14 protein-coding genes are annotated in these 21579 nt (G+C 36.0%); 6 read left to right on the forward strand and 8 right to left on the reverse strand.

Annotated features, from left to right (window positions below):
- Positions 1–285: 285 nt before the first annotated feature.
- The 6 genes from DCO46_RS13760 to DCO46_RS13785 all read right to left on the reverse strand — a co-directional run bounded on the left by DCO46_RS13760 (position 286) and on the right by DCO46_RS13785 (position 9658).
- On the reverse strand, positions 286–1251 hold the full coding sequence (locus DCO46_RS13760; RefSeq protein WP_116753092.1) for a glycoside hydrolase family 5 protein: 966 nt from the start codon (positions 1249–1251) through the stop codon (positions 286–288).
- Between the two features lie 10 nt (positions 1252–1261).
- On the reverse strand, positions 1262–2494 hold the full coding sequence (locus DCO46_RS13765) for a glycoside hydrolase family 27 protein (protein ID WP_116753093.1): 1233 nt from the start codon (positions 2492–2494) through the stop codon (positions 1262–1264).
- 88 nt (positions 2495–2582) lie between these two features.
- Complete coding sequence (locus tag DCO46_RS13770; RefSeq protein ID WP_116753094.1) at positions 2583–3626, reverse strand: IPT/TIG domain-containing protein; 1044 nt, start codon at positions 3624–3626, stop codon at positions 2583–2585.
- A 19-nt stretch (positions 3627–3645) separates the two neighbouring features.
- Complete coding sequence (locus tag DCO46_RS13775; protein ID WP_116753095.1) at positions 3646–5244, reverse strand: RagB/SusD family nutrient uptake outer membrane protein; 1599 nt, start codon at positions 5242–5244, stop codon at positions 3646–3648.
- A 12-nt stretch (positions 5245–5256) separates the two neighbouring features.
- The gene (locus DCO46_RS13780; protein WP_116753096.1) at positions 5257–8463 is read right to left on the reverse strand and encodes a SusC/RagA family TonB-linked outer membrane protein; all 3207 of its coding nucleotides are present in this window, start codon (positions 8461–8463) and stop codon (positions 5257–5259) included.
- Between the two features lie 316 nt (positions 8464–8779).
- A complete protein-coding gene (locus DCO46_RS13785; protein ID WP_116753097.1) occupies positions 8780–9658 on the reverse strand; it encodes an AraC family transcriptional regulator in 879 nt (292 codons plus the stop codon).
- Between the two features lie 302 nt (positions 9659–9960).
- Between DCO46_RS13785 and DCO46_RS13790 the strand changes: the two genes are divergently transcribed.
- From DCO46_RS13790 to DCO46_RS13815, 6 genes are all read left to right on the forward strand, one after another.
- The gene (locus DCO46_RS13790; RefSeq protein WP_116753098.1) at positions 9961–11097 is read left to right on the forward strand and encodes a glycoside hydrolase family 26 protein; all 1137 of its coding nucleotides are present in this window, start codon (positions 9961–9963) and stop codon (positions 11095–11097) included.
- Between the two features lie 36 nt (positions 11098–11133).
- Positions 11134–12525, forward strand: coding sequence for an MFS transporter (locus DCO46_RS13795; RefSeq protein WP_116753099.1), 1392 nt, complete (start codon positions 11134–11136; stop codon positions 12523–12525).
- A 26-nt stretch (positions 12526–12551) separates the two neighbouring features.
- Positions 12552–13742, forward strand: coding sequence for a glycosidase (locus DCO46_RS13800; RefSeq protein WP_116753100.1), 1191 nt, complete (start codon positions 12552–12554; stop codon positions 13740–13742).
- Positions 13743–13748: 6 nt separating this feature from the next.
- The gene (locus tag DCO46_RS13805; protein WP_116753101.1) at positions 13749–14939 is read left to right on the forward strand and encodes an AGE family epimerase/isomerase; all 1191 of its coding nucleotides are present in this window, start codon (positions 13749–13751) and stop codon (positions 14937–14939) included.
- Between the two features lie 3 nt (positions 14940–14942).
- Positions 14943–16196, forward strand: coding sequence for a glycosyl hydrolase (locus DCO46_RS13810; RefSeq protein WP_116753102.1), 1254 nt, complete (start codon positions 14943–14945; stop codon positions 16194–16196).
- A gap of 198 nt (positions 16197–16394) precedes the next feature.
- Positions 16395–17684 carry a glycoside hydrolase 5 family protein gene (locus DCO46_RS13815; RefSeq protein WP_116753103.1) on the forward strand — a complete coding sequence of 430 codons (1290 nt, stop codon included), beginning with the start codon at positions 16395–16397 and terminating at the stop codon, positions 17682–17684.
- A 110-nt stretch (positions 17685–17794) separates the two neighbouring features.
- On the opposite strand, the gene DCO46_RS13820 is transcribed toward DCO46_RS13815, so the two are convergent.
- Both DCO46_RS13820 and bglX read right to left on the reverse strand, forming a co-directional pair.
- Positions 17795–18751 (reverse strand): aldo/keto reductase, encoded by a 957-nt coding sequence (locus DCO46_RS13820; RefSeq protein WP_116753104.1) that lies wholly within the window; start codon positions 18749–18751, stop codon positions 17795–17797.
- Positions 18752–19051: 300 nt separating this feature from the next.
- Positions 19052–21349, reverse strand: a complete 2298-nt coding sequence (bglX, locus tag DCO46_RS13825; protein ID WP_116753105.1) for a beta-glucosidase BglX — start codon at positions 21347–21349, stop codon at positions 19052–19054.
- Positions 21350–21579: the final 230 nt, after the last annotated feature.

Here is a 21579-nt window from a genome sequence, read left to right on the forward strand (position 1 = left end):
TTCAACCTAAAATAAATAAAAAATTAAACACAAAAGCACAACACCCCATATAAAAATAGGGTATTATTTAATTTTTAAAAAACAAAACAACAAAAACGCATGATTTGCAAAGTAAAAAACAAAAAACAAATACGTTATTAAATTCTTACAAAAATAAATTACAAAAACGCCTATAGTAAATAGCATTACGATGAATACATTTACTAAAAAAAAGAACAAAAAATATTCACCACTATGCAAAAAAAAGCCTGTTCATTTGAACAGGCTTTACAACTAAATCAATTGCTATTTCTTACTATTGTATCTTCTTAAATATTCCCGGACTTTAATTCCCGATTCTTTTAAATCCTCATCTTTCCATTTTCCTTCAGATTTTGCCGTCTTCCTTAATATAGAACACGTTTCATCTTTATCTGAAACTGACCAGGTAATCCAGCTTATTTTTCTGGATTCCATCCAATCGATATATTCTTCCCAGGCTTTGATATTTAAAGGTCCATCACCAGTTGCTTCCATACCAGCCGATTCTGAAACAAATATCGGAAGCCCGCTTTTTATTGCCTCGTCTGTCCTGTCCCTTAATTCTTTGCCATGCGTCGCAGCATAAAAATGCATGGTATACATTATATTATTATATCCCTTTATAGGATCTGAGGCAGGAAGATTTACATCCTGATCCCAATGAGGGCTCCCTACCAGAATAATATTTTTTGGATCATTGTTCCGGATAACTTTGATTATTTCTTCGGCATAAGCCTTCACTTCCGGCCAGGTTTCATAATCAGGCTCATTAAATACCTCATATATTATATTAGGATATTTTGAGTATTTTTTTGAAACCTCAGCAAAAAAGGCTTTTGCTTCATTTAAGTTGACATTATGACTGTGCCAGTCTACAATAACATAGATATCAGACTTTATGGCTCCTTTTATAACAGCTTCAATTTTTTGTTTAGAAAACAGAGAGTCCTTAATATATGCCTTTTCTCCAAGTTCAATTCCCATTGCAGCACGAACAACATTGCAGTTAAAGTCTTTTTTTAACCAGCCTACCGCTTTTTCATTATAAAATCTTGGCCACATGCTATGCCATCCAAAACTCATTCCGCGCAACACGACCGGATTGTTGTTTTTGTCTGTCAGTTGAGTTCCCTGAACACTAAGTTGCCCATGTTGTTTTACAAACTGAGCATTTGTAACTCCAAATACTGATAATAAAACAATAACAAAAAGTTTAGTTTTTGATTTCATATAAATAATTTTATGGAATTAATCTCAGCGTAACGGAATCATGTGAAGCCAGATCGGCCACAAAGTTTTTCTTTGTATTCCCAGTTTCTTTGTTTTTCCACAAATCTTTCAGTTTAAAAACTGTTTTTGAAAAATCGGCTTCATAACCAAAATCTACATCTTTAAATGAATGTTTTTTCCAGTCAAAATTGATTTTTTTCGCAACATCGCTTCTGTTCAAAAACGTTACAGCCCAATTATTATCAGAAAGGGGTTTTACCCAAACTTCTAATCCGTCTTCTGCCGAGTATTTAAATCCCTGAATCCCTAATTTATCCTGATTAACCGCAATCATTTCCTTATTTGTCAGGATTGCTAAGGTTTCTTTAGACATTTTTCTATAATCATTTCCTGTAAATAACGGCGACGATAACATACACCACATAGCAAAATGAGATTTATCTTCAGTATCATTCATTTCGTTTCCGACTTCCATCATATCAAAATCATTCCAGTGATCCGGTCCTGAATATTTACGGATATCTTTTCGCATTTCGGCGATTTTCATAAATCCCCATGACGACCAGTTTTCAGGATGTTTGAACTCGCAGTCAAAACAAGGATATATATCGCCTGAAATCCTCCATAGATTCCCAACCGGTTTTCCCCACTCCCACGGCTGATTGTCTCCCCATTCGCAAAGACTGAAAACGATAGGTCTTCCGGCGGTTTTTAACGCATTGCTCATGGTGGTATAAGCTTCGGGAGCAGTTATCCCTTTTGTATTACACCAATCATACTTTAAGAAATCAATTCCCAGTTTAGCATAAAAACGGGCGTCCTGATATTCATAACCACGCGTTCCAGGATATCCTGCACAGGTTTGCGTACCCGCACAATTGTATAAGCCAAATTTTAGTCCTTTTCCGTGTACATAATCAATTAAAGCTTTCATGCCGTTTGGAAATTTAACAGGATCTGCTACCAAATCACCATTTGAGTCGCGTTCTTTTGTCATCCAGCCATCATCAAGTACAATATAATTATAACCTGCAGCGGCCAATCCTGATGAGACCATAATGTCTGCCGTTTCTTTAACTAATTTTTCGTCGATATTGGTTGCAAATGTATTCCATGAATTCCATCCCATTGGCGGTGTCATTGCCAAACCTTCAAATTTACCTGCTTGCTGCGTATGTGTATTTCCCTGACCGAAACCCAAAACTGATAAGCTTAAGGTTATTACTAAGATTATTTTTTTCACTTTTAATTCAGATTAATTATTAAAAAAATATTCCCTAATTGCGCAATTAGGGAATATTTAAAACAAACTCAAAATAAATAAATGTTTTTTATTTCAATACAAATCCCATGTCATCCATAAGAATTGTATTTCCTCCAAAACTACCTGACTCCTGTAATGTTAACTGATCAAAAGTAGTCGGATTTCCGATATCAGAAAACGGAATTTCGATTGTTGTCCATTTGTCTGTAATTGTCTTTTTAATTTGATAAGCCCATCCTCCGAAAACAAATATTACACTTGCTGCCGTATTGGTAGAAACGCTCTTAACCTTCACTCTAAATGCTTTGTATTTTGAAACATTTCTGGAATTAAATTTCATATCAGCACCATTCCATCCTCCAAAAACAAATTTAATAGCCGCTTCTCCCTGAACTTTATCATCTTTAAAACTGGTATCAAAACTATCAGCACCATTCCACATCCAATGTCCTGCATCTCCCTGAAGTGCGTCATCATAAAGAGCTGAACCAATTGCTTCTGCAGAAACTGTTGAACCTGAAATATTAGTCACAGTCACATATTTATCTGTTGCATTTGCCGGCATTTTGAATTTTAGCTGTGTTAAGGTAGAAGAAATAACAGGTACATCTACTGTTCCTACTTTTACCAAAGGATTCAGGAAATAATCTCCATAAACAGTTACAACTTCACCTTCGGCAGCATTGATCGAATTGAAACTATCAAATCTTGGTGTTGGAGGTTTAGTTATAAAATCATAAAGAATCGTACCGTTTTTAGTCACCACTTTTAACTTATTACTAGAATTGGCATAAGGTGTTTTCTCGTCTATAAGTACAAATATTTCTGTATCTGTAACCAATACAGGATTGAAATAGGTATCAAAATCATTGAAATAGATTTTTTGAACGAAAGCAAGTCCGGTACCTCTAATAATATAATAGTTTTTAGGATCACCTTGCGTAACAGGAACCAAATCTCCAGGTTCTGCTTTTACTACACTTGTAATACTTAAAGTTCCTGATGATCCGGAAGAACCGTCACTATCACTGTCACATGAAGAGAAGATACCCAAAGCTAAAGCAGCTATTGCAAAAAAAGGCAATAAGTATTTTATTTTTATATTTTTCATAATAGTCAAATTTTAATAATTATTTAAAAGTATAAGGAACCGGTGCCTGTAATAACTTAGGGTTTTTAGCCACCTCATTGTCCGGATAATCCATATAGAAATCATTTGTAGCATGATCTTCACTATATACCGGTGTATAATGACGTTCTGCATATCTGTCACCTCTGTTTTGTGCAGACATAATAGCTATCGCTTTAGCTTTATCGATACGTCCTAAATCAAACCAGTAATCTCCTTCAAAACATAATTCTTTTCTTCTTTCTAAGAAAATATCATCAAAAGTTACCGAAGCCAGATTCGCTAAACCGGCTCTTTTTCTCACAGCATTAATGGAGTTTAAGGCTGAACCATCAGAAGTACTTGCTCCTCCTGCCAAAACAGCTTCGGCATGAATCAGCAATAATTCTGCATAGCGCATTACATACGTATTATTGTCCATCATTGCCCAGCCATCTATCGGACCGGTTACATTTCCGTTTACGACACCAATACAATATTTTTTAATTCCTCCTCCGGATCCCTGAGCCAGGTCTTTACCTGCCGGAACTGTTAAGCCTGTTCCCTGAGTTGTTTTTAATGTCGGATAAGTGTCGCCTGCAACCATTACCGTTTCATGTTTTCTAAGGTCACCTGCACCGTATAATGAAAGTATAACTTCCTGGCTTGGACCAAAAACTCCCGCATAAGATGCATTTGAGGTAGATAATGTTCCATCCTGAAAACCAAACTGCGTGTTACAGTTATTTGCTGATCCGTAAGCTCCGTCTCCTTTCCACTGAAGTGCAAAAATTGATTCTTCGTTATTATTGTTTCCATAAGTAAACAAATCTGCAAAGCTTTTTGACGGTAACTGATCTCCACCCAAAAGTTTAAATTCACCGCTGTTAATTACCGCTTCTGCCATGGCTCTGGCTTTGGGATAATCTTTTTGGTACAAGTATACTTTTGCTAATAATGCTCTTGCCGAACCTTTAGAAACGTGTCCATTGTTCGCATAATTAGTTCCCCTGTTTTTATCTGCCAATAATTCAATGGCTTTTGAATAATCCATAACGATTAATTTGTAAACATCATCAACAGGATTGGTGTTGATATAAGGATTACTCGTGTAATCAAGAGGATTTTCGATAATTGGCACAGGACCCCATAATCTTACTAAATCAAAATAAGCAGTGGCTCTCATAAAATAAGCCTCCCCAATTGTATTATTTAAAACATTCTGATCAACACCCGGACCAACTCTGGCAGCGAGAAAATTGATAATCATATTTGACTGCTGAACATTGGCCCATAATGCAGCCCAGCCATTTACTAATTCAGGATCACTTCCGTTCAATGCAAAAGTTCTTAACCCACTAACATCTGAGGAGCCCGAATACATGTTTCCTGAACCTACTTCAAGCGCCCACCAAAATTTATTATACATCTGAAACCAGGTTCTGCTGTACATTCCGTTTGTTGCAGATGCTACCTGATCGTTTGTGCTGTAGTAAGAATCAAGACTAATTCCGTCTTCAGAAGGCCTGTCTGTAAAATCATCCTGACATGAACCAAAGGTCAGAAATGCTGCAGCTAAAAGCAGCAAACTATATCTATTTAAAAAAGATTTCTTTTTCATTTTATTTTATTTTTAAAATTCTACGTTAAGTCCAACTGAAAATGTTCTGGCGATAGGATATCTACCGTTATCAATTCCTGATAAAAGCACATTCTGATTGAATGAACCAATCTCCGGATCATAACCTGAATAATCAGTAAACGTATATAGGTTTTGTGCAGATGCGTACAATCTTAATCTTGATAATTTATATTTAGAAATTACATCTACCGGTAATGAATATCCGATTGTAACATTCTGAATTCTCAGATAAGATCCGTCCTCAACATAACGATCAGAGATCAGTAAATTGGTGTTTGATGCATCTGCTATAGGTCTCGGATTGCTACTTCCAGTATTCGTTGGCGAATAATAATCCATAGCTTCCACTAATTGATTGTCATATAATGAAGTATTTGTTGTACCACCTCTTCTTGTTAAGTTCATAATGTCATTTCCGTAAGATCCCTGAAGAAAAACAGAACAGTCAACATTCTTATATTTGAAATTATTAGTGAATCCGTAAGTGAATTTTGGATGTGGATTACCAATAAAAGTTTTATCGCTTGCATCTATTTTATTGTCACCATTAACATCTACATATTTTACATCTCCCAAAGAAGTTTCTCCTGCCGCTGTTCCAACTGGCTGTCCAAACTGAAGTGGCGCGCTGTTAAGAGTTGCCTGATCTTTAAATAATCCGTCAGTTTTATAACCGTAAAATAATCCGATTGGGTTGCCAATTGTTGTATTGGTAACTACTACTGGCTGATATCCGTTTGTATTAACTTCCTGAGTCAGAATAATACCGTTGGCAATTTCATCCAGATTATTTTTATAATGAGAAATTACCAAAGAAGAGCTCCAATTAAAATTATTTGGCGATCTCATATCATACCCTATAGTAATATCATATCCTTTATTGCTCATTGTGCCCAGATTAGAGTAAGGAGCACCAATACCACCGTACTGACCATTTCCATCAGGTGTATTATCTCCTGTTAAATACAATGGCAACGGCACCTTAAACAAGAAACCTTCTGATTTTTTATCATAAATATCAAAACTTGCAGAAAGTTTATTATTGAATAATGTAAAATCAATACCGAAGTTTGTCTGATTAAGAGATTCCCAAACCAATCCCGGATTTGGATAATTTGAAGGTAAAAATCCGCTTCCCAATCCTGAATTTTGCGCTCTTAACATCGCAGAATAGCTGTTATTCGGAATTTGCTGGTTTCCGGTTTCACCATAACCTATTCTAAACTTGATATTATCTACATATTTACGGGTACCCTCCATAAATGACTCACTGGATAATTTCCATGAACCTGAAATGGCATTAAAAACACCTTTTTGATTATCTGTTGTCGGGTCAAATTTTGATGAAACGTCCTGTCTGACAGAAGTCGTAATACTATATTTATCATTAAAATCATAAATAATACGAGCAAAAAGAGACGAAAGTGAAGCACTTCCTTTATATTGGGTTATCGTATTATTATCAACATCTGCCAAATTAATTGTATGGATAGAATTTGTCTTAAATCCTTGTGCAGAAGCAACTAAACCTTCCCAGTGCGAATCATTCGCTTCCTGACCTGCCAGGATTGTGAATTTATGTTTTCCGAAAGTTTTGTCGTATGTCAATAAATTTTTGATGTTTGTTGAATACCAGTTCTGTCTTCTCACATCAAGATCGGCCAATAAATTTACCTGGCTTCCCCATGCATAAGATGGTCTGAAATCGTCATTTTCTGAGAATTCTGTATTGGCAGCAATTTCAAGACGGTATTTTAAACCTTTAAACAAATCGATCTCCGTATAAATATTCCCTAAGAAATTTTTTCTGACCAACTTATTTTCTCTTGTTAAGGCTTCAGCAACAGGATTATAATATGTTACACTTTGCTCAGAAGTTGGCGGCCCTGCAAATGAACCGTCTAAGTTACGAACAGGAATATCCGGGGCTTGTAATAAGGTATTTGATATTAAACCAGAATAACTCTGATTCACTGTAATATCTTCATTTGTAATACCTCCTGTAAGATTACCTCCTACTCGTATCCATGATTTTATTTTTGAATCAAGGTTCAGCCTGACAGTATATCTTTTTAAACCAGAGTTGATGATTGTTCCCTGATTATCCAGATAACTTCCCGACAAATAATAACTTGTTCCGTCTTTTGCTCCCGAAAATGACAATTGGTGATTTTGAGAAATCGCAGTTCTGTAAACCTCATCCTGCCAATTGGTTCCCGGCCCTAATAATTCAGGATGAGAAAATTCCTGACGGGTTTGAAAACCCCAAATATTGGCCAGTTGTGTTTTTAAAGTTGCATATTGCTGTAAATCCAGAACATCCAGTTTATTGGCAACTGAACTAAAAGAAGTATAGTTTTCATAAGCAATCTTTCCGCTTCCTTTTTTTCCGGATTTAGTCGTAATGATAATAACTCCATTGGCACCTCTTGAGCCATAAATAGCTGTTGCAGAAGCATCCTTCAAAATATCCATAGATTCGATATCACTCGGATTTATCATAGATAACGGACTCATCGCATTATTACCACTTCCTCCCGAAGATGAAAACCCGTCTTTACCTGCCAAAGTCTGGCCACTGGTCGATTTTCCTGTAGCATCACCGGAAATTGGCACACCATCAATAATATACAAAGGCTCATTGGTTCCGGTAATAGAAGTAGTACCACGAACCCTCACTGAAGCTGCTCCTCCGGGCTGCCCTGAGTTATTTGTTACAGAAACCCCTGCGGCTTTTCCCTGCAGCATCTGATCTACAGAAACCTGTTTTAGGTTCTCCAGATCTTTGGCCTGTACAGATGAAATAGCACCGTTTACATCTTTTCTCTTTTGAGTACCGTAACCAATTACAACTACCTCTTTTAGATCTTCCGAACTTGATTTTAAAGAGACATTTATTTTTGTCCTTCCTCCAATAGCAACTTTTTGAGAATCAAATCCAATAAAAGAAAAAAGTAACGTTCCGTTTGACGGAGCATCAATAGTATATTTTCCATCAAAATCTGTTGAAACAGTTGCTTTAGATCCGACAACAGTAATGTTTGCACCAGGAATGGTCATTCCTTTATCGTCAGATACTATTCCTGATATTTTTACCTGAGCCGAAATGTAATTACTCGTCAGTAACAAGAATAAAATCAAAGGTACCGCTCTGTGGCCAGCGTTCCAATGAATGAGATTAGTCATTAGTTTTTTCATAATAAATGTTTGGTTAGTTTAAATTCGTTTAATCTATAATTAAGTAATAAAAAAGGGGCATCATTTTATTTCTAAATTATTTAACAAATCTATAACAGAACAAAACATCAAATCGATAGTATTATATCATTTAATGATAATATTTTTACTATACGCATATAAAAAAACATATATAAAAATAAAAACGCATTAAAATTGTATTATTCGCAATAAGCGATAGTAAATCAAAGTGGTTTTATAAATTAAAATTAACGAATCTCAAAAAAAGCAAACGATTTCGTTAAAAATAATATTTGTTTGTGTAAAAAAAGTATCATTATAAAATACGCTTTAATCCGGAAAAATCTTCCCTATACTGACTAGGTGTACAATTTTTAGTAGCTTTAAAACTACGATTGAAGTTTGCAATATTATTAAAACCGGATTTAAAAGCAACTTCAGAAACACTCATATCTTTTTCAACCAGCCAACGGGCCGCATATCCTATCCTAATATCATTTATATAATTGACAAAAGTTTTCCCCGTACGTTTTTTGATAAACCGGTTGAATGAAATTATAGACATACTGGCAACATTCGCAACATCTTCGAGAGTGATCTTTTCTGCAAAATGTTTTTGTACATATTCATACACCAATTTCATTTTATCATAATCATCAAACGTATCATAATCTACCGTATAAGTAGAAAGCAATCGCTGGTTTCTTGAATTTGCCAAGTCATACAATAAAGACGTAATTTCCAAAAAATAGTCCATACCATCTAATTTAGAAAGCTTTACCAATCTTGGAGTCAATTCTTCGGCGACTTTTTTCGAAAATAAAATCCCGTGTATCGAACGGTTAAACATATCCCGAATCGGATTCATGATACGTCTCGACAATAAAGATTCGTGAAATAAATCATTATGAAACTGAATTGTAATTTCATGAATTTTTTTACTTGTACATTTATTTAATTCCCAGCCGTGATATAAATTAGGTCCGATCAAAACCAATTCTACATTATCAATTTCTTCAATATTATCGCCAACAACACGCTTTACTCCTTTTCCGTTTAAGATAAAATTGATCTCAAATTCCGGATGATAATGAACAGGAAAATCAAAACTATCTTTCACTCTGTCAAAAACCAAAAAGCTGTCTCCTGCCGAAAGCGGCGCAATTTCTCTGTAAAAATTTTTAGTACTACTCATCTCAAATCTGTTTTTTAAAAGTAATATTGCGTTTTTTATTTGCAATAATATGATATATAATTGATAAAATAATATTAATTAGACGAGAAACATCCGTTTATCTTTGAAAAATAGAATTATCATTTTTTTAAAAACAGTATTAATAATAAACATTAATCATTTTTAATAGAATAACTTTTTAAAGTTTTAATAATTTTATCAAAGAAACCATAATGAATCGATGATTGAAAAACTGATTAATATTTACAGCATGTAAATATGTCGATTTGAAGCTATCGGACTGAAAACAAACTTATTTTGTAATGAATAAAAATATATTTATCCTTATAACTACTGTATTTATTGGAGTTTCCTGCTCTTGTAAAAATAATGTCAGTAATACTAATTTGTCACTTTCAGATAAAAAAGCGACACCTGAAACTATATCTCTTTATAAAAAACTGAACCAATTAACTCAAAAAGGGTTTCTTTTTGGGCATCAGGATGATCTTGCTTATGGCGTTAACTGGAAATATGAAAATGGCAGAAGCGATGTAAAAGAGGTTACCGGAGACTATCCTGCCGTTTATGGATGGGATATTGCAGGATTAGAAAAAGATGACGTTAATAATATTGACGGAGTTCCTTTTGCTAAAATGAAACAATACATTAAAGAAGCCAATGAAAGAGGCGGAATCTCGACTGTAAGCTGGCATTTTGACAATCCGGCAACAGGGAAAAATGCCTGGGACAATACGCCAAATTCATTAAAAACAGTTTTGCCAGGAGGAGAAAATCATCAAAAATTTACTTTGTGGCTGGACAAAGCGGCTGATTTCTTTTTATCATTAAAAGATAAAAAAGGAAAAAACATTCCGATTCTTTTCAGACCCTATCATGAACTTACAGGAGGCTGGTTTTGGTGGGGAAAAGGAAATTGCACCCCTGAAGAATTTAAAACTTTATGGAAATTTACCTTTGATTACCTGCAAAAAAAAGGCGTTCATAATTTAATATATGTTTACAATACTAGTAGCTTCAAAACAGAAGAAGATTTTCTGGCCAACTACCCTGGTGCTGGTTATGCAGATATCCTGAGCTTTGATTCTTATCAGAATAATGAGGACAAAGAAGGTAAAAAATTCATTGCCGAAGTTCAGAATCAGTTTAAAATAATTAACAAAATCGGTCTGGAACAAAATAAGCCAATTGCCCTTGCAGAAGCCGGATATGAAGCAATTCCGGATGCGAAATGGTGGACAGGAACCCTAACAAAAGCTATTGGAGATTATAAAATCTCTTATGTCCTTTTATGGAGAAACCACGGCTGGCAGGAAAAAGAACAAAAAATGCATTATTACGCGCCCTATCCGGGACAAATAAGCGAGAAAGATTTTGTTGATTTTTATCATCTCGACAAAACTTTATTCGAAAAAGATATTCAAAAAACATCCAAATAATTGCCCAAACTAACTCAAACCTTAAAACCAAACCGAATGCACGACAAAATTAGTTTAAAAGAAAAAATAGGTTACGGTCTTGGAGATGCTGCATCATCCATGTTCTGGAAAATTTTCAGCATGTATCTTTTATTTTTCTATACCGACGTGTTCGGATTGGCCCCGGCTGTAGTCGGAACCATGTTTTTGATTACCAGAATCTGGGATTCCTGTTTTGACCCGATTGTAGGGATCATTGCAGACAGAACCAAAAGCAAATGGGGAAAATTCAGGCCCTATCTTTTATGGGTTGCTGTTCCTTTTGCGGTAATAGGGGTTTTGACTTTTTACACTCCTGATTTTGACGAAAAAGGAAAAATCATTTACGCGTATGTTACCTATTCGGCTATGATGATGATTTATTCATTGATCAATGTTCCTTATGCATCACTTTTGGGTGTCATGTCATCTGACCGAAAAGAAAGAACAACACTTTCATCTTACCGAATGGTTTTTGCTTTTGGAGGAAGCCTTCTGGCACTTTGGCTAATAGAACCTTTAGTAAATTACTTCGGCGGAAGCCTGAACTCAAAATCGGGCTGGCTGGCAACAATTTCTGTATTTGGAGTAATTACAACTGCTTTTTTCTGGGGTTGCTTTTTCTTCACCAAAGAAAGAATTAAACCAATTGTTGATGAAAAGAATAATTTAAAAGAAGACTTAAAAGATCTGCTTAAAAATAAACCATGGTGGATTCTGCTCGGAGCCGGAATTGGCACTTTGGTATTTAATTCCATTCGTGACGGAGCAGCTGTTTATTATTTTAAATATTATCTAAGCAGTAATATAAACTTTGATTTTTCCTTATTCGGAACAGATTTTCACATGACACCAACATCTATTTATCTGGTTTTGGGTCAGGCTGCCAATATCATCGGGGTTATTATGGCAACTCCGATTGCTAACCGAGTAGGTAAAAAAAATACTTTTTTTGGTGCCATGGCTTTAGCCGCACTTTTCAGTTTGATTTTTTATTTCTTCGGAAAAGAAGATGTATTCCTGATCATGAGTTTTCAGGTTTTAATCAGCATTTGTGCCGGATGTATTTTTCCTTTAATCTGGTCGATGTATGCTGACAGCGCCGATTATTCAGAATGGAAACAGGGACGTAGGGCTACAGGATTGGTTTTCTCTGCCTCATCAATGTCACAAAAATTCGGATGGACAATTGGCGGCGCGGGAACGGGATGGCTTTTGGCCTATTATGGTTTTAAAGCCAATGTAGAACAAACCGCAGTAACCCAAAACGGAATTCAGTTAATGTTAAGCATACTTCCTGCAATTGCAGCAATTATATCAGTCGCCTTTATTTTGTTTTATCCCTTATCTGAAGAAAAATTACAAATCATTGAACAGGATTTAAACGAAAAAAGAGATCAGACCACTTAATCCAAACAGATACAATACCTATTTTTATGACAACAATAGCCACTTCAACTACATTTCAGGATAGAAAAGTAGCACTAGAAAAAGAACATAAAGCACTAATTGAGCTAAAAAATAATCCTGAGGAAAAAGCAGGAAACGGCATATTTGCCCGCTACAAAAATCCCGTAGTGACAGCAGCACACGTACCACTGAACTGGCGTTTTGACCTGAATGAAAAAACAAATCCTTTTCTGCAGGAAAGAATCGGAATGAATGCCACATTTAATGCCGGTGCCATGAAATGGAAAGGAAAATACCTGCTTGCTGTTCGTGTAGAAGGAATTGACCGAAAATCTTTTTTTGCGATAGCAGAAAGTCCAAACGGAGTGGACAATTTTAAGTTTTGGGATAAACCCTGCGTGATTCCACAAACTCAGGAACCGGACACCAATGTTTATGACATGCGTTTGATTAACCATGAAGATGGCTGGGTTTACGGTATTTTTTGCACCGAAAGAAAAGATCCAAAAGCACCAAAAGGCGACACAAGTTCTGCTGTAGCCAATGCCGGGATTGTTCGTTCAAAAGATTTAATCAACTGGGAAAGACTTCCCGATTTAATTTCAAATACAGGACAACAGCGTAATGTCGTTTTGCACCCTGAATTTATAAATGGAAAATATGCCCTTTACACACGTCCGCAGGATGGTTTTATCGATGTTGGAAATGGCGGTGGTATTGGTTTAGGTTATGTGGAGGACATGACAAATCCTGTAGTAAAAGATGAAAAAATCATCTTCGGAAAAAAATATCATACTATATATGAATTAAAAAACGGTGCTGGTCCTGCTCCTATCAAAACAGAGAAAGGCTGGTTGCATTTAGCACACGGGGTTAGAAATACCGCTGCCGGTTTGCGCTATACGTTATATATGTTTATGACGGATTTGAATGATATAACGAAAGTAACCCATGTTCCTGCCGGACATTTTATGGGACCTGAAGGAATTGAAAGGGTTGGTGACGTATCAAACGTATTATTTACCAATGGCTGGATCGAAGATGCCGACGGAACTGTTTTTATTTATTACGCCTCATCAGACACAAGAATGCATGTGGCTGTTTCATCTGTAGAAAAACTGATTGATTATGTAATGAACACACCTGAAGATACCTTTATATCTGCAGGTTCTGTAAATACAATTATTAGTCAGATCGAAAAAAATAACGCAATATAATCTACCGTGTCAGAACAATTAAAGCAACTCAAAACCGAATTATCTGCTGAGCTTGAAAACATTCTGAGTTATTGGTCAAAGAATACGATCGATACTCAAAATGACGGTTTTATTGGTCAGATTGATAACCATGAAAACGCAATTGAAAACGCTGAAAAAGGTTCTGTTTTGAATGCACGAATTTTATGGTCGTTTTCATCTGCCTATCAAACCACAAAAAACGAAGAACATAAACATATTGCCAAACGTGCTTTTGAGTTTCTTTCAGCATATTTTTATGATTCAGAATTTGGCGGCTTATTCTGGAGCATCAATGTTGATAAAACGCCAAAAGACACCAAAAATCAGATTTATGCTTTGGCTTTTGCCATTTACGGACTATCTGAATATTATGTAATTTCTAAAGACGAAAAAGCGTTAGCAATCGCAATAAATTTATATTTAAGAATTCAAAAACACAGTTACGATCCTGTTCACAAAGGTTATTTAGAAGCCTTTACAAGAGATTGGCAAGCTATAGAAGATTTACGCCTGAGCGAAAAAGACGCCAACGAAAAGAAAACAATGAATACCCATCTGCACATTGTAGAAGCGTATGCCAATTTGTTTAAAGTCTGGCCTGATAAAACGCTTCAAAATGATATTACATTACTTTTAGAAACTATTGAAAAACATTTCATCAATACCGAAAACGGGCATTTAAGTTTGTTTTTTGATGAAAACTGGATCGAAAAACCGGATGTTATTTCGTATGGACATGATATAGAAGCAGCCTGGCTTTTATTGCAATGTGCAGAAATTTCTGAAAACAAAACACTGATAGCCAATTATAAAAAACATGCTGTTCAGATGGCAGAAGTTACCAGAGAAGGGCTTGATACTGACGGTGGCTTATGGTATGAATTTGATCCCGAAAAGAACGAATTAATTGCCGAAAAACACTGGTGGGTCCAGGCAGAAGCTTTAATTGGTTTTTATAACGCTTATCAGCTTACCGGCAATGAAATTTATTTGGATATTGTTTTTAAAAACTGGGATTTTATAAAAAACCACATTCTGGATACTAAAAACGGAGAATGGTTTTGGGGAATTTACAAAGATTATTCCTTAATAGAAAAAGACAAAGCCGGATTCTGGAAATGTCCTTATCACAACAGCCGTGCCTGCTTAGAACTTATTAACCGCATTAAAACCTAAAAAATGAAAACCACTTTTCTTAAAATAGCATTTATAAGTTCTCTGATTCTATCCTTAGCAGGCTGTTCTTCAAACGATGAATCAGATCCTGAAATTGCAGTTGACCCACCTGTTACGGTTCCAACTGATCCTTTAACAACGGCAAACGCAGCAACTTATATGGTCGATGCCAACGCAACCAAAGAAACAGTGGCCTTATTTTACAATTTAAAAAAACTGGCAAAAACCAAGGTTGCCATCGGTCAGCAGGATGCTTTTAATAGTTTTTATGAAGATGCGGTCGGAGAATCTGACATTAAGAAAAATACAGGTTACGATCCGGCAGTTTTAGGATCAGATTTTATGTTTATTACTGATAAAAACAATAATGAACAGGCCGGCAACTGGTTTTATCAACAGGAACAAAAAATCATAAGTGATGCCAAAACTGCTTATGAAAAAGGCATGATTAATACGTTTTGCTGGCATTTGAGAGAACCCAACAAAGAAGAAAGTTTTTATACCGCTGATATGACGACCGAGGAAAAGTCGACAGCTTTTAAAAGTATTTTACCGGGCGGAGCCAATCACGAATGGTACAAGAAAAAACTGGACAAGATAGCAAGCGTAGTTTCAAATTTAAAAGGCACAAAAGGTGAACTGATTCCAATAATCTTCAGGCCTTTTCATGAATTTGACGGAAACTGGTTTTGGTGGGGAGAGAGTTTTTGCACCGCAGAAGAATACAAAACTGCTTATCAGTTTACGGTTGATTATTTAAAAAACACTAAAGGTGTTCACAATATTCTGTATGCTTTTTCGCCCGACAACTCTTATTCAACTACTCAGGGTTATTTGAGCCGGTATCCGGGAGATAAATATGTTGATATTTTAGGAATGGATAATTATGGCGATTTGAATAATCAGGGAAATGATGGTGTCAGAAGGGCAAACGTTAAACTAAAAATGATATCGAATATGGCTCTGGATAAAGTAAAAATTGCTGCTTTAACCGAGACAGGTTATCGGGTTACGGCAACAAATCCGCCAGTAACTAACTGGTTTGCTACCAATTTGTACGGCGCACTAAATGACAATCCAACATTTGACCTTCAGATTATATCAATCAGTTATGTAATGTTTTGGAATAATACTAAAGATGGTTATTATGTACCGAATGGTTCTGTATCGAATGCAAGCGACTTTAAGACATTTGCAACAAAACCAAAATCGGCATTATTGAATTCTTTGCCGAAGATGTATGAAATGCCAAAGTAGTTTTTTTGTTTCAGGTCTCAGGTTTCAGGTTGTAGCAACAAAACGTCTTAAATAATACAAAGTCCTAGCCCCGATAGAAGTGGAAATCCTTTTGTGCAGTCCCGATTCCGTCCCGATCCCGAAACTTCGGGACGGAATCGGGACAGAGGCACAAAAGATTGCAACGGATAGCGGGATTAGCTCCTAAAAATATAAATTATGAAAAACAGATTTTTAAAAACACTTTCTTTCGCATTAATTTTCTCCGTAATTGCTTGTCAGGCACAGGAGAGAATTACGGTAAAAGGAACGCAATTTTACAAAGGCAGCAAACCGTATTCCTACATTGGGACAAACTACTGGTATGGAAGTTTATTGGCTTCTAAAAAAACTGGTGACCGAAAAAGACTGCTTCGTGAATTGGATTTATTGAAAAAAGAAGGGATTGATAATTTACGAATTTTAGTGGGTGCCGATGGCGGAAAATATGATTTTACTGTTCGTCCGGCGCTACAATACGAGCAGGGAAAATACGATGAAGATTTACTTGACGGTTTAGATTTTTTGATTAATGAAATGAGCAAACGCAAAATGTATGCGGTTTTGTATCTGACGAATAACTGGGAATGGTCGGGCGGAATGTCGCAATATTTAGAATGGAATGGAAAAGGCCCGATTCCGGTTCCTAATATTCCTCCGAATACCTGGCCGCAATTTATGTCGTATACAGAACAGTTTCATAGCTGCGAACCTTGCATGGAAGGATTGAATAATCATGTAAAGTTCATTATTGGAAGAACAAACGCCTATTCTAAAAAGAAATACACCGAAGATAATACGATTATGGCGTGGCAGGTTGGGAATGAACCCCGAACTTTTACGCCCGAAAACGAAGCAAAATTTACTATTTGGCTAAATAGCATTGTCGATTTAATTGACAGTCTTGACAAAAACCACTTAATTTCGACAGGTTCTGAGGGAAAAAACAGTTCAAATGACAGCATGGAAATTTTTGAACGTACCCATCAGAATCCAAATATCGATTATTTGACGATGCATATTTGGCCAAAAAACTGGAATTGGTTTAAAGCAGATAATGCAGAGGCTACCATTCCAAAAACAATCGAAAATGCCGGAAAATATATTGACGATCATATTAAGGTTGCCAATAATCTGAAGAGACCTATTATTATTGAGGAATTTGGGCTTCCGAGAGAAAATGAAAATTTAAGTGCAGGAGCTTCTTCTATTTACAGAGATAAGTTTTACAATTACATTTTCGGAAGAGTTTTAGAAAGCCATAAAAATGGCGGTCCACTGCAAGCGGCAAATTTCTGGGGATACGGCGGCGAAGGAAAAGCTGTTAATGAAACCGGAAAATGGAATCCGGGAGATCCTTTAACTACTGATCCACCACAGGAACCACAAGGTTTAAATTCTGTTTTTAACGGTGATAAATCAACTTTGCAAATTGTAAAAAAATACAACGCAGAATTAAATAAAAATTAAACTCATTTCCACCATACAAAATGATATTAGCAGAAGATCGGCGATGATTATAAAATAAAAAAAGGAGAACAAAATTGTTCTCCTTTTTTATTATTTTTTTGTAAAAAACATTACGCCAAAATCTTCTCAATCGCATTCAATTCGTCATGCGAAAAGTCGGTATTTTGCAGACAATCAATGTTATTACATAACTGTCTGACAGAACTCGCACCAATTAAAACTGATGTAATACGCTTGTCTTTTTGCAGCCAGGCCAAAGCCATTTGTGCCAAAGACTGGTTTCTGTTCTGAGCTATTTCATTCAGCTGAATTAATTTCTGAATTCGTTCCTGCGTAACCTCATCTTCTTTCAAATGTCCGTTCGGATTATGAGCTCTTGAGTTTTCCGGAATTCCGTTTAAATACTTATCCGTTAAAAGCCCTTGTGCCAAAGGTGAAAATGCAATACAGCCTACGCCTTTTTCTTCCAAAACATCTAAAAGTCCGTTTTCGACCCAACGCTCCAACATCGAATATTTTGCCTGATGAATCAAACAAGGCGTTCCTAATTGTTTTAAAACATCAACTGCAACGCGGGTTTCTTCTGCAGAATAATTACTGATTCCGACATACAACGCTTTTCCGCTTCTGACAGCATAATCCAAAGCCATCATCGTTTCTTCAATCGGAGTTTCAGGATCAGGACGGTGAGAATAAAAAATATCGACATAATCAACTTTCATCCTTTTTAAACTCTGATCTAAACTTGATAATAAATATTTTCTGGAACCCCAGTCTCCGTAAGGACCGTCCCACATTGTATAACCCGCTTTTGTAGAAATTACAATTTCATCGCGCAAATTTCCCTGAAAATTATGCCACAAAATTTTACCAAAATTTGTTTCGGCAGAACCAGGAACCGGTCCGTAATTATTGGCCAGATCATAATGGGTAATTCCCTTATCAAAAGCCTCTACTGCAATACTTTCGGCATTATCAAAATTATCTACTGATCCGAAGTTATGCCATAATCCTAAGGAAATTTCAGGTAATAATAACCCGCTTTTTCCGCATCTGTTATATTTCATTATTTTAATTTAAGGTTGGAAGTTTAATAGGTTTTAAAGGTAGAAAAAATAATTAAGTTGCGCGTTTGTTTTGCCACAAAGGCACTAAGGCACAATTTTTTTTTAATAAGATTAAATAGCGTCCAGCTTTAGCTGGATGAAAATATAAAAGCAATCAAAAAGGCTTTAGCCAAACTTTAAAGTTTGGCTAAAGCCTTTTTCTATTCAAATCTTACTCCCCTGACTAAAGCCAGGGGCTATTCAAAAAAACTTTGGACCTTTGTCTCTTTGTCTCTTTGTCTCTTTGCACCTCAAAAAGATTTACTCTTTTATCTCAAAACCACTTTGCAGCCCTTTATCAGAGCTTCCTCCCACCATGATTTTGAAAGTTCCCGGTTCTACTAAATACTTTCCTTCGTTATCATAAAAACCAAGTTCCTTATCCGTTAAAGTAAAAGTTACCGTTTTAGTTTCTCCTTTTTTCAAATTCACCAATTCAAAACCTTTCAATTCTTTTATAGGTCGAACAATACTGGCAAATTCATCATGAATATATAACTGAACAACTTCTTTCCCGTCATAATTTCCAGAGTTTGTAACCTCAACGCTCACCTGAACTGTTTCTCCTTTTGCAAAAGCAGTTTTATTCAGTTTCAGATTTTTATAATCGAAAGTAGTATAACTCAAACCAAATCCAAACGGAAATTGAGGCGTTTTTTCCACATCCATATAATGCGACCAAAACACATTTTTATCACTATCGATTGGTCTTCCGGTGCTATATTTATTATAATAAATCGGAACCTGACCAACATTTCTTGGGAAAGACATTGGCAGTTTTCCACTCGGATTATAATCTCCATATAAAACCTGCGCCACTGCATTTCCGGCCTGAGTTCCCAAATGCCAGGCTTCTACAATTGCCGGAATATTTTGGGCAGCCCACGGAATACTCAACGGACGACCATTATTTAAAACTAAAACTATATTTGGATTCACTTTATAGATTTCTTCCAATAATTCCTGCTGTAAACCAGGTAGATTCAAATCAGTTCTGCTTCTTCCCTCACCGCTCTGGAAACCGTATTCACCTAAAACCATTACTATAACATCAGCATTTTTTGCCGCGGTTTTTGCTGCTTCAAATCCGCTTTTATCTGTTGTATTGAAAACTGTTTCAGTTAAAAAAGTTGCTTTTTGCTTTAATAAATCAACTCCTTTTTCAAAAGTCAGCTGATTGTCTTTGTATTTTTGCATTCCTTCTAAAACCGAAACTGCGGTATTGTCATCGGCTGCAATTCTCCAGCTTCCCAACGGACTGTTTTTATCATTTGCCAAAGCACCAATCAAAGCAATTTTTTGTCCTGCTTTTTTTAGTGGTAATAAATTCTTTTCGTTCTTCAATAAAACGATAGATTTTTTCGCCATATCCAAAACGCCATCGTTATTGGCTTTACTTCCAACAACTTCTTTTTCGCGTTTTTCGTCACAATATCGGTACGGATCATCAAATAATCCTAATTCAAATTTCACACGAAGAATTCTGCGGACAGCATCATCTACCAAAGATTCTTTTACTTTTCCTGATTTTACTAAATCAACCAGTTTTGCTACATACAAATACGATTCCATATCCATATCAGAACCTGCATTTACAGCTTTTGCCGTTGCATCAGCTTCGTCTTTTGCATAACCATGCGCAATCATTTCGCGAATCGAAGCGTAATCAGAAATCACAAATCCGTCAAACTTCCATTTTCCTTTTAAAATATCTCTTTGCAAAAAGGCATTTCCAGTTGCAGGAATTCCATTCAGCGTGTTAAACGAATTCATAAACGTACGAACTCCAGCCTGAACTGTTGCTTCAAAAGGAGGCAAAACCGAATTGTACAATTTAGAATTACTCATATCTACGATGTTATATTCCAAACCTGCTTCCACATAACCGTAAGCTGCAAAATGTTTTGCACAAGCTGCAATTGTATTTACTTTGGCTAAATCTGCAACGGTTTCTCCCTGAAAACCTTTAATTCTTGCATAACCAACTTTACTTCCCAAATAAGGATCTTCTCCTGCACCTTCCATCACACGTCCCCAGCGCGCATCATTTGCCACATCGACATTTGGACCGAAAGTCCAGTTAATTCCTGATGCCGAAGCTTCATCTGCCGCGATCGCCGCCGATTTTTTAATCGCTTCTAAATCCCAACTCGCCGCTTCTGCCAACGGAATCGGACTTAAGGTTTTATAACCATGAATTACGTCAAAACCAATAATTAAGGGAATTCCCAATCGTGTTTCTTCAACCGCAATTTTCTGTACCGCACGAACTTCTTTTACTCCACGAACCGTTAGCATTGAGCCAACTAATCCTTTTCTCAAATGTTCGTATTTTAATTCGGCTGTTCCGCCTTTTGGCGCAGGCCCCGTTACATCCCAAAAACCGTTGTACTGATTCATTTGTCCCACTTTTTCCTCCAAAGTCATCAAAGGTAAAAGCAAATCAATACGCTGCTCAATGGTTTTATTTTTATCCAGATATGGCTTTTTTTGTGCATTCATATTTCCAATCGTAAAAAGGGAAAAAATCCCAATAAATATTATTTTTTTATTTTTCATATGTGGTTTAGTTAGTTTTTTTAAAAGGTGCTAAGGTTCTAAGATGCTGAGATCCTAAGGTTCTTTTTTCCATGTTTTGCCACGGCGAATTGGGCAAATGGTTTTAGAAGAACGTCTTTCGTTTTTTGTTTTTCAACACAAAGTTTTGTCATTTCGACGAAGTAGCTCAACAAAGTTTGGCGACTTTCTATACGGAGTTTCTTGTGGAGATTTCTCCTTCGTCGAAATGA

The organism is Flavobacterium sp. HTF (assembly GCF_003105115.1).
Taxonomy (GTDB): Bacteria; Bacteroidota; Bacteroidia; order Flavobacteriales; family Flavobacteriaceae; genus Flavobacterium.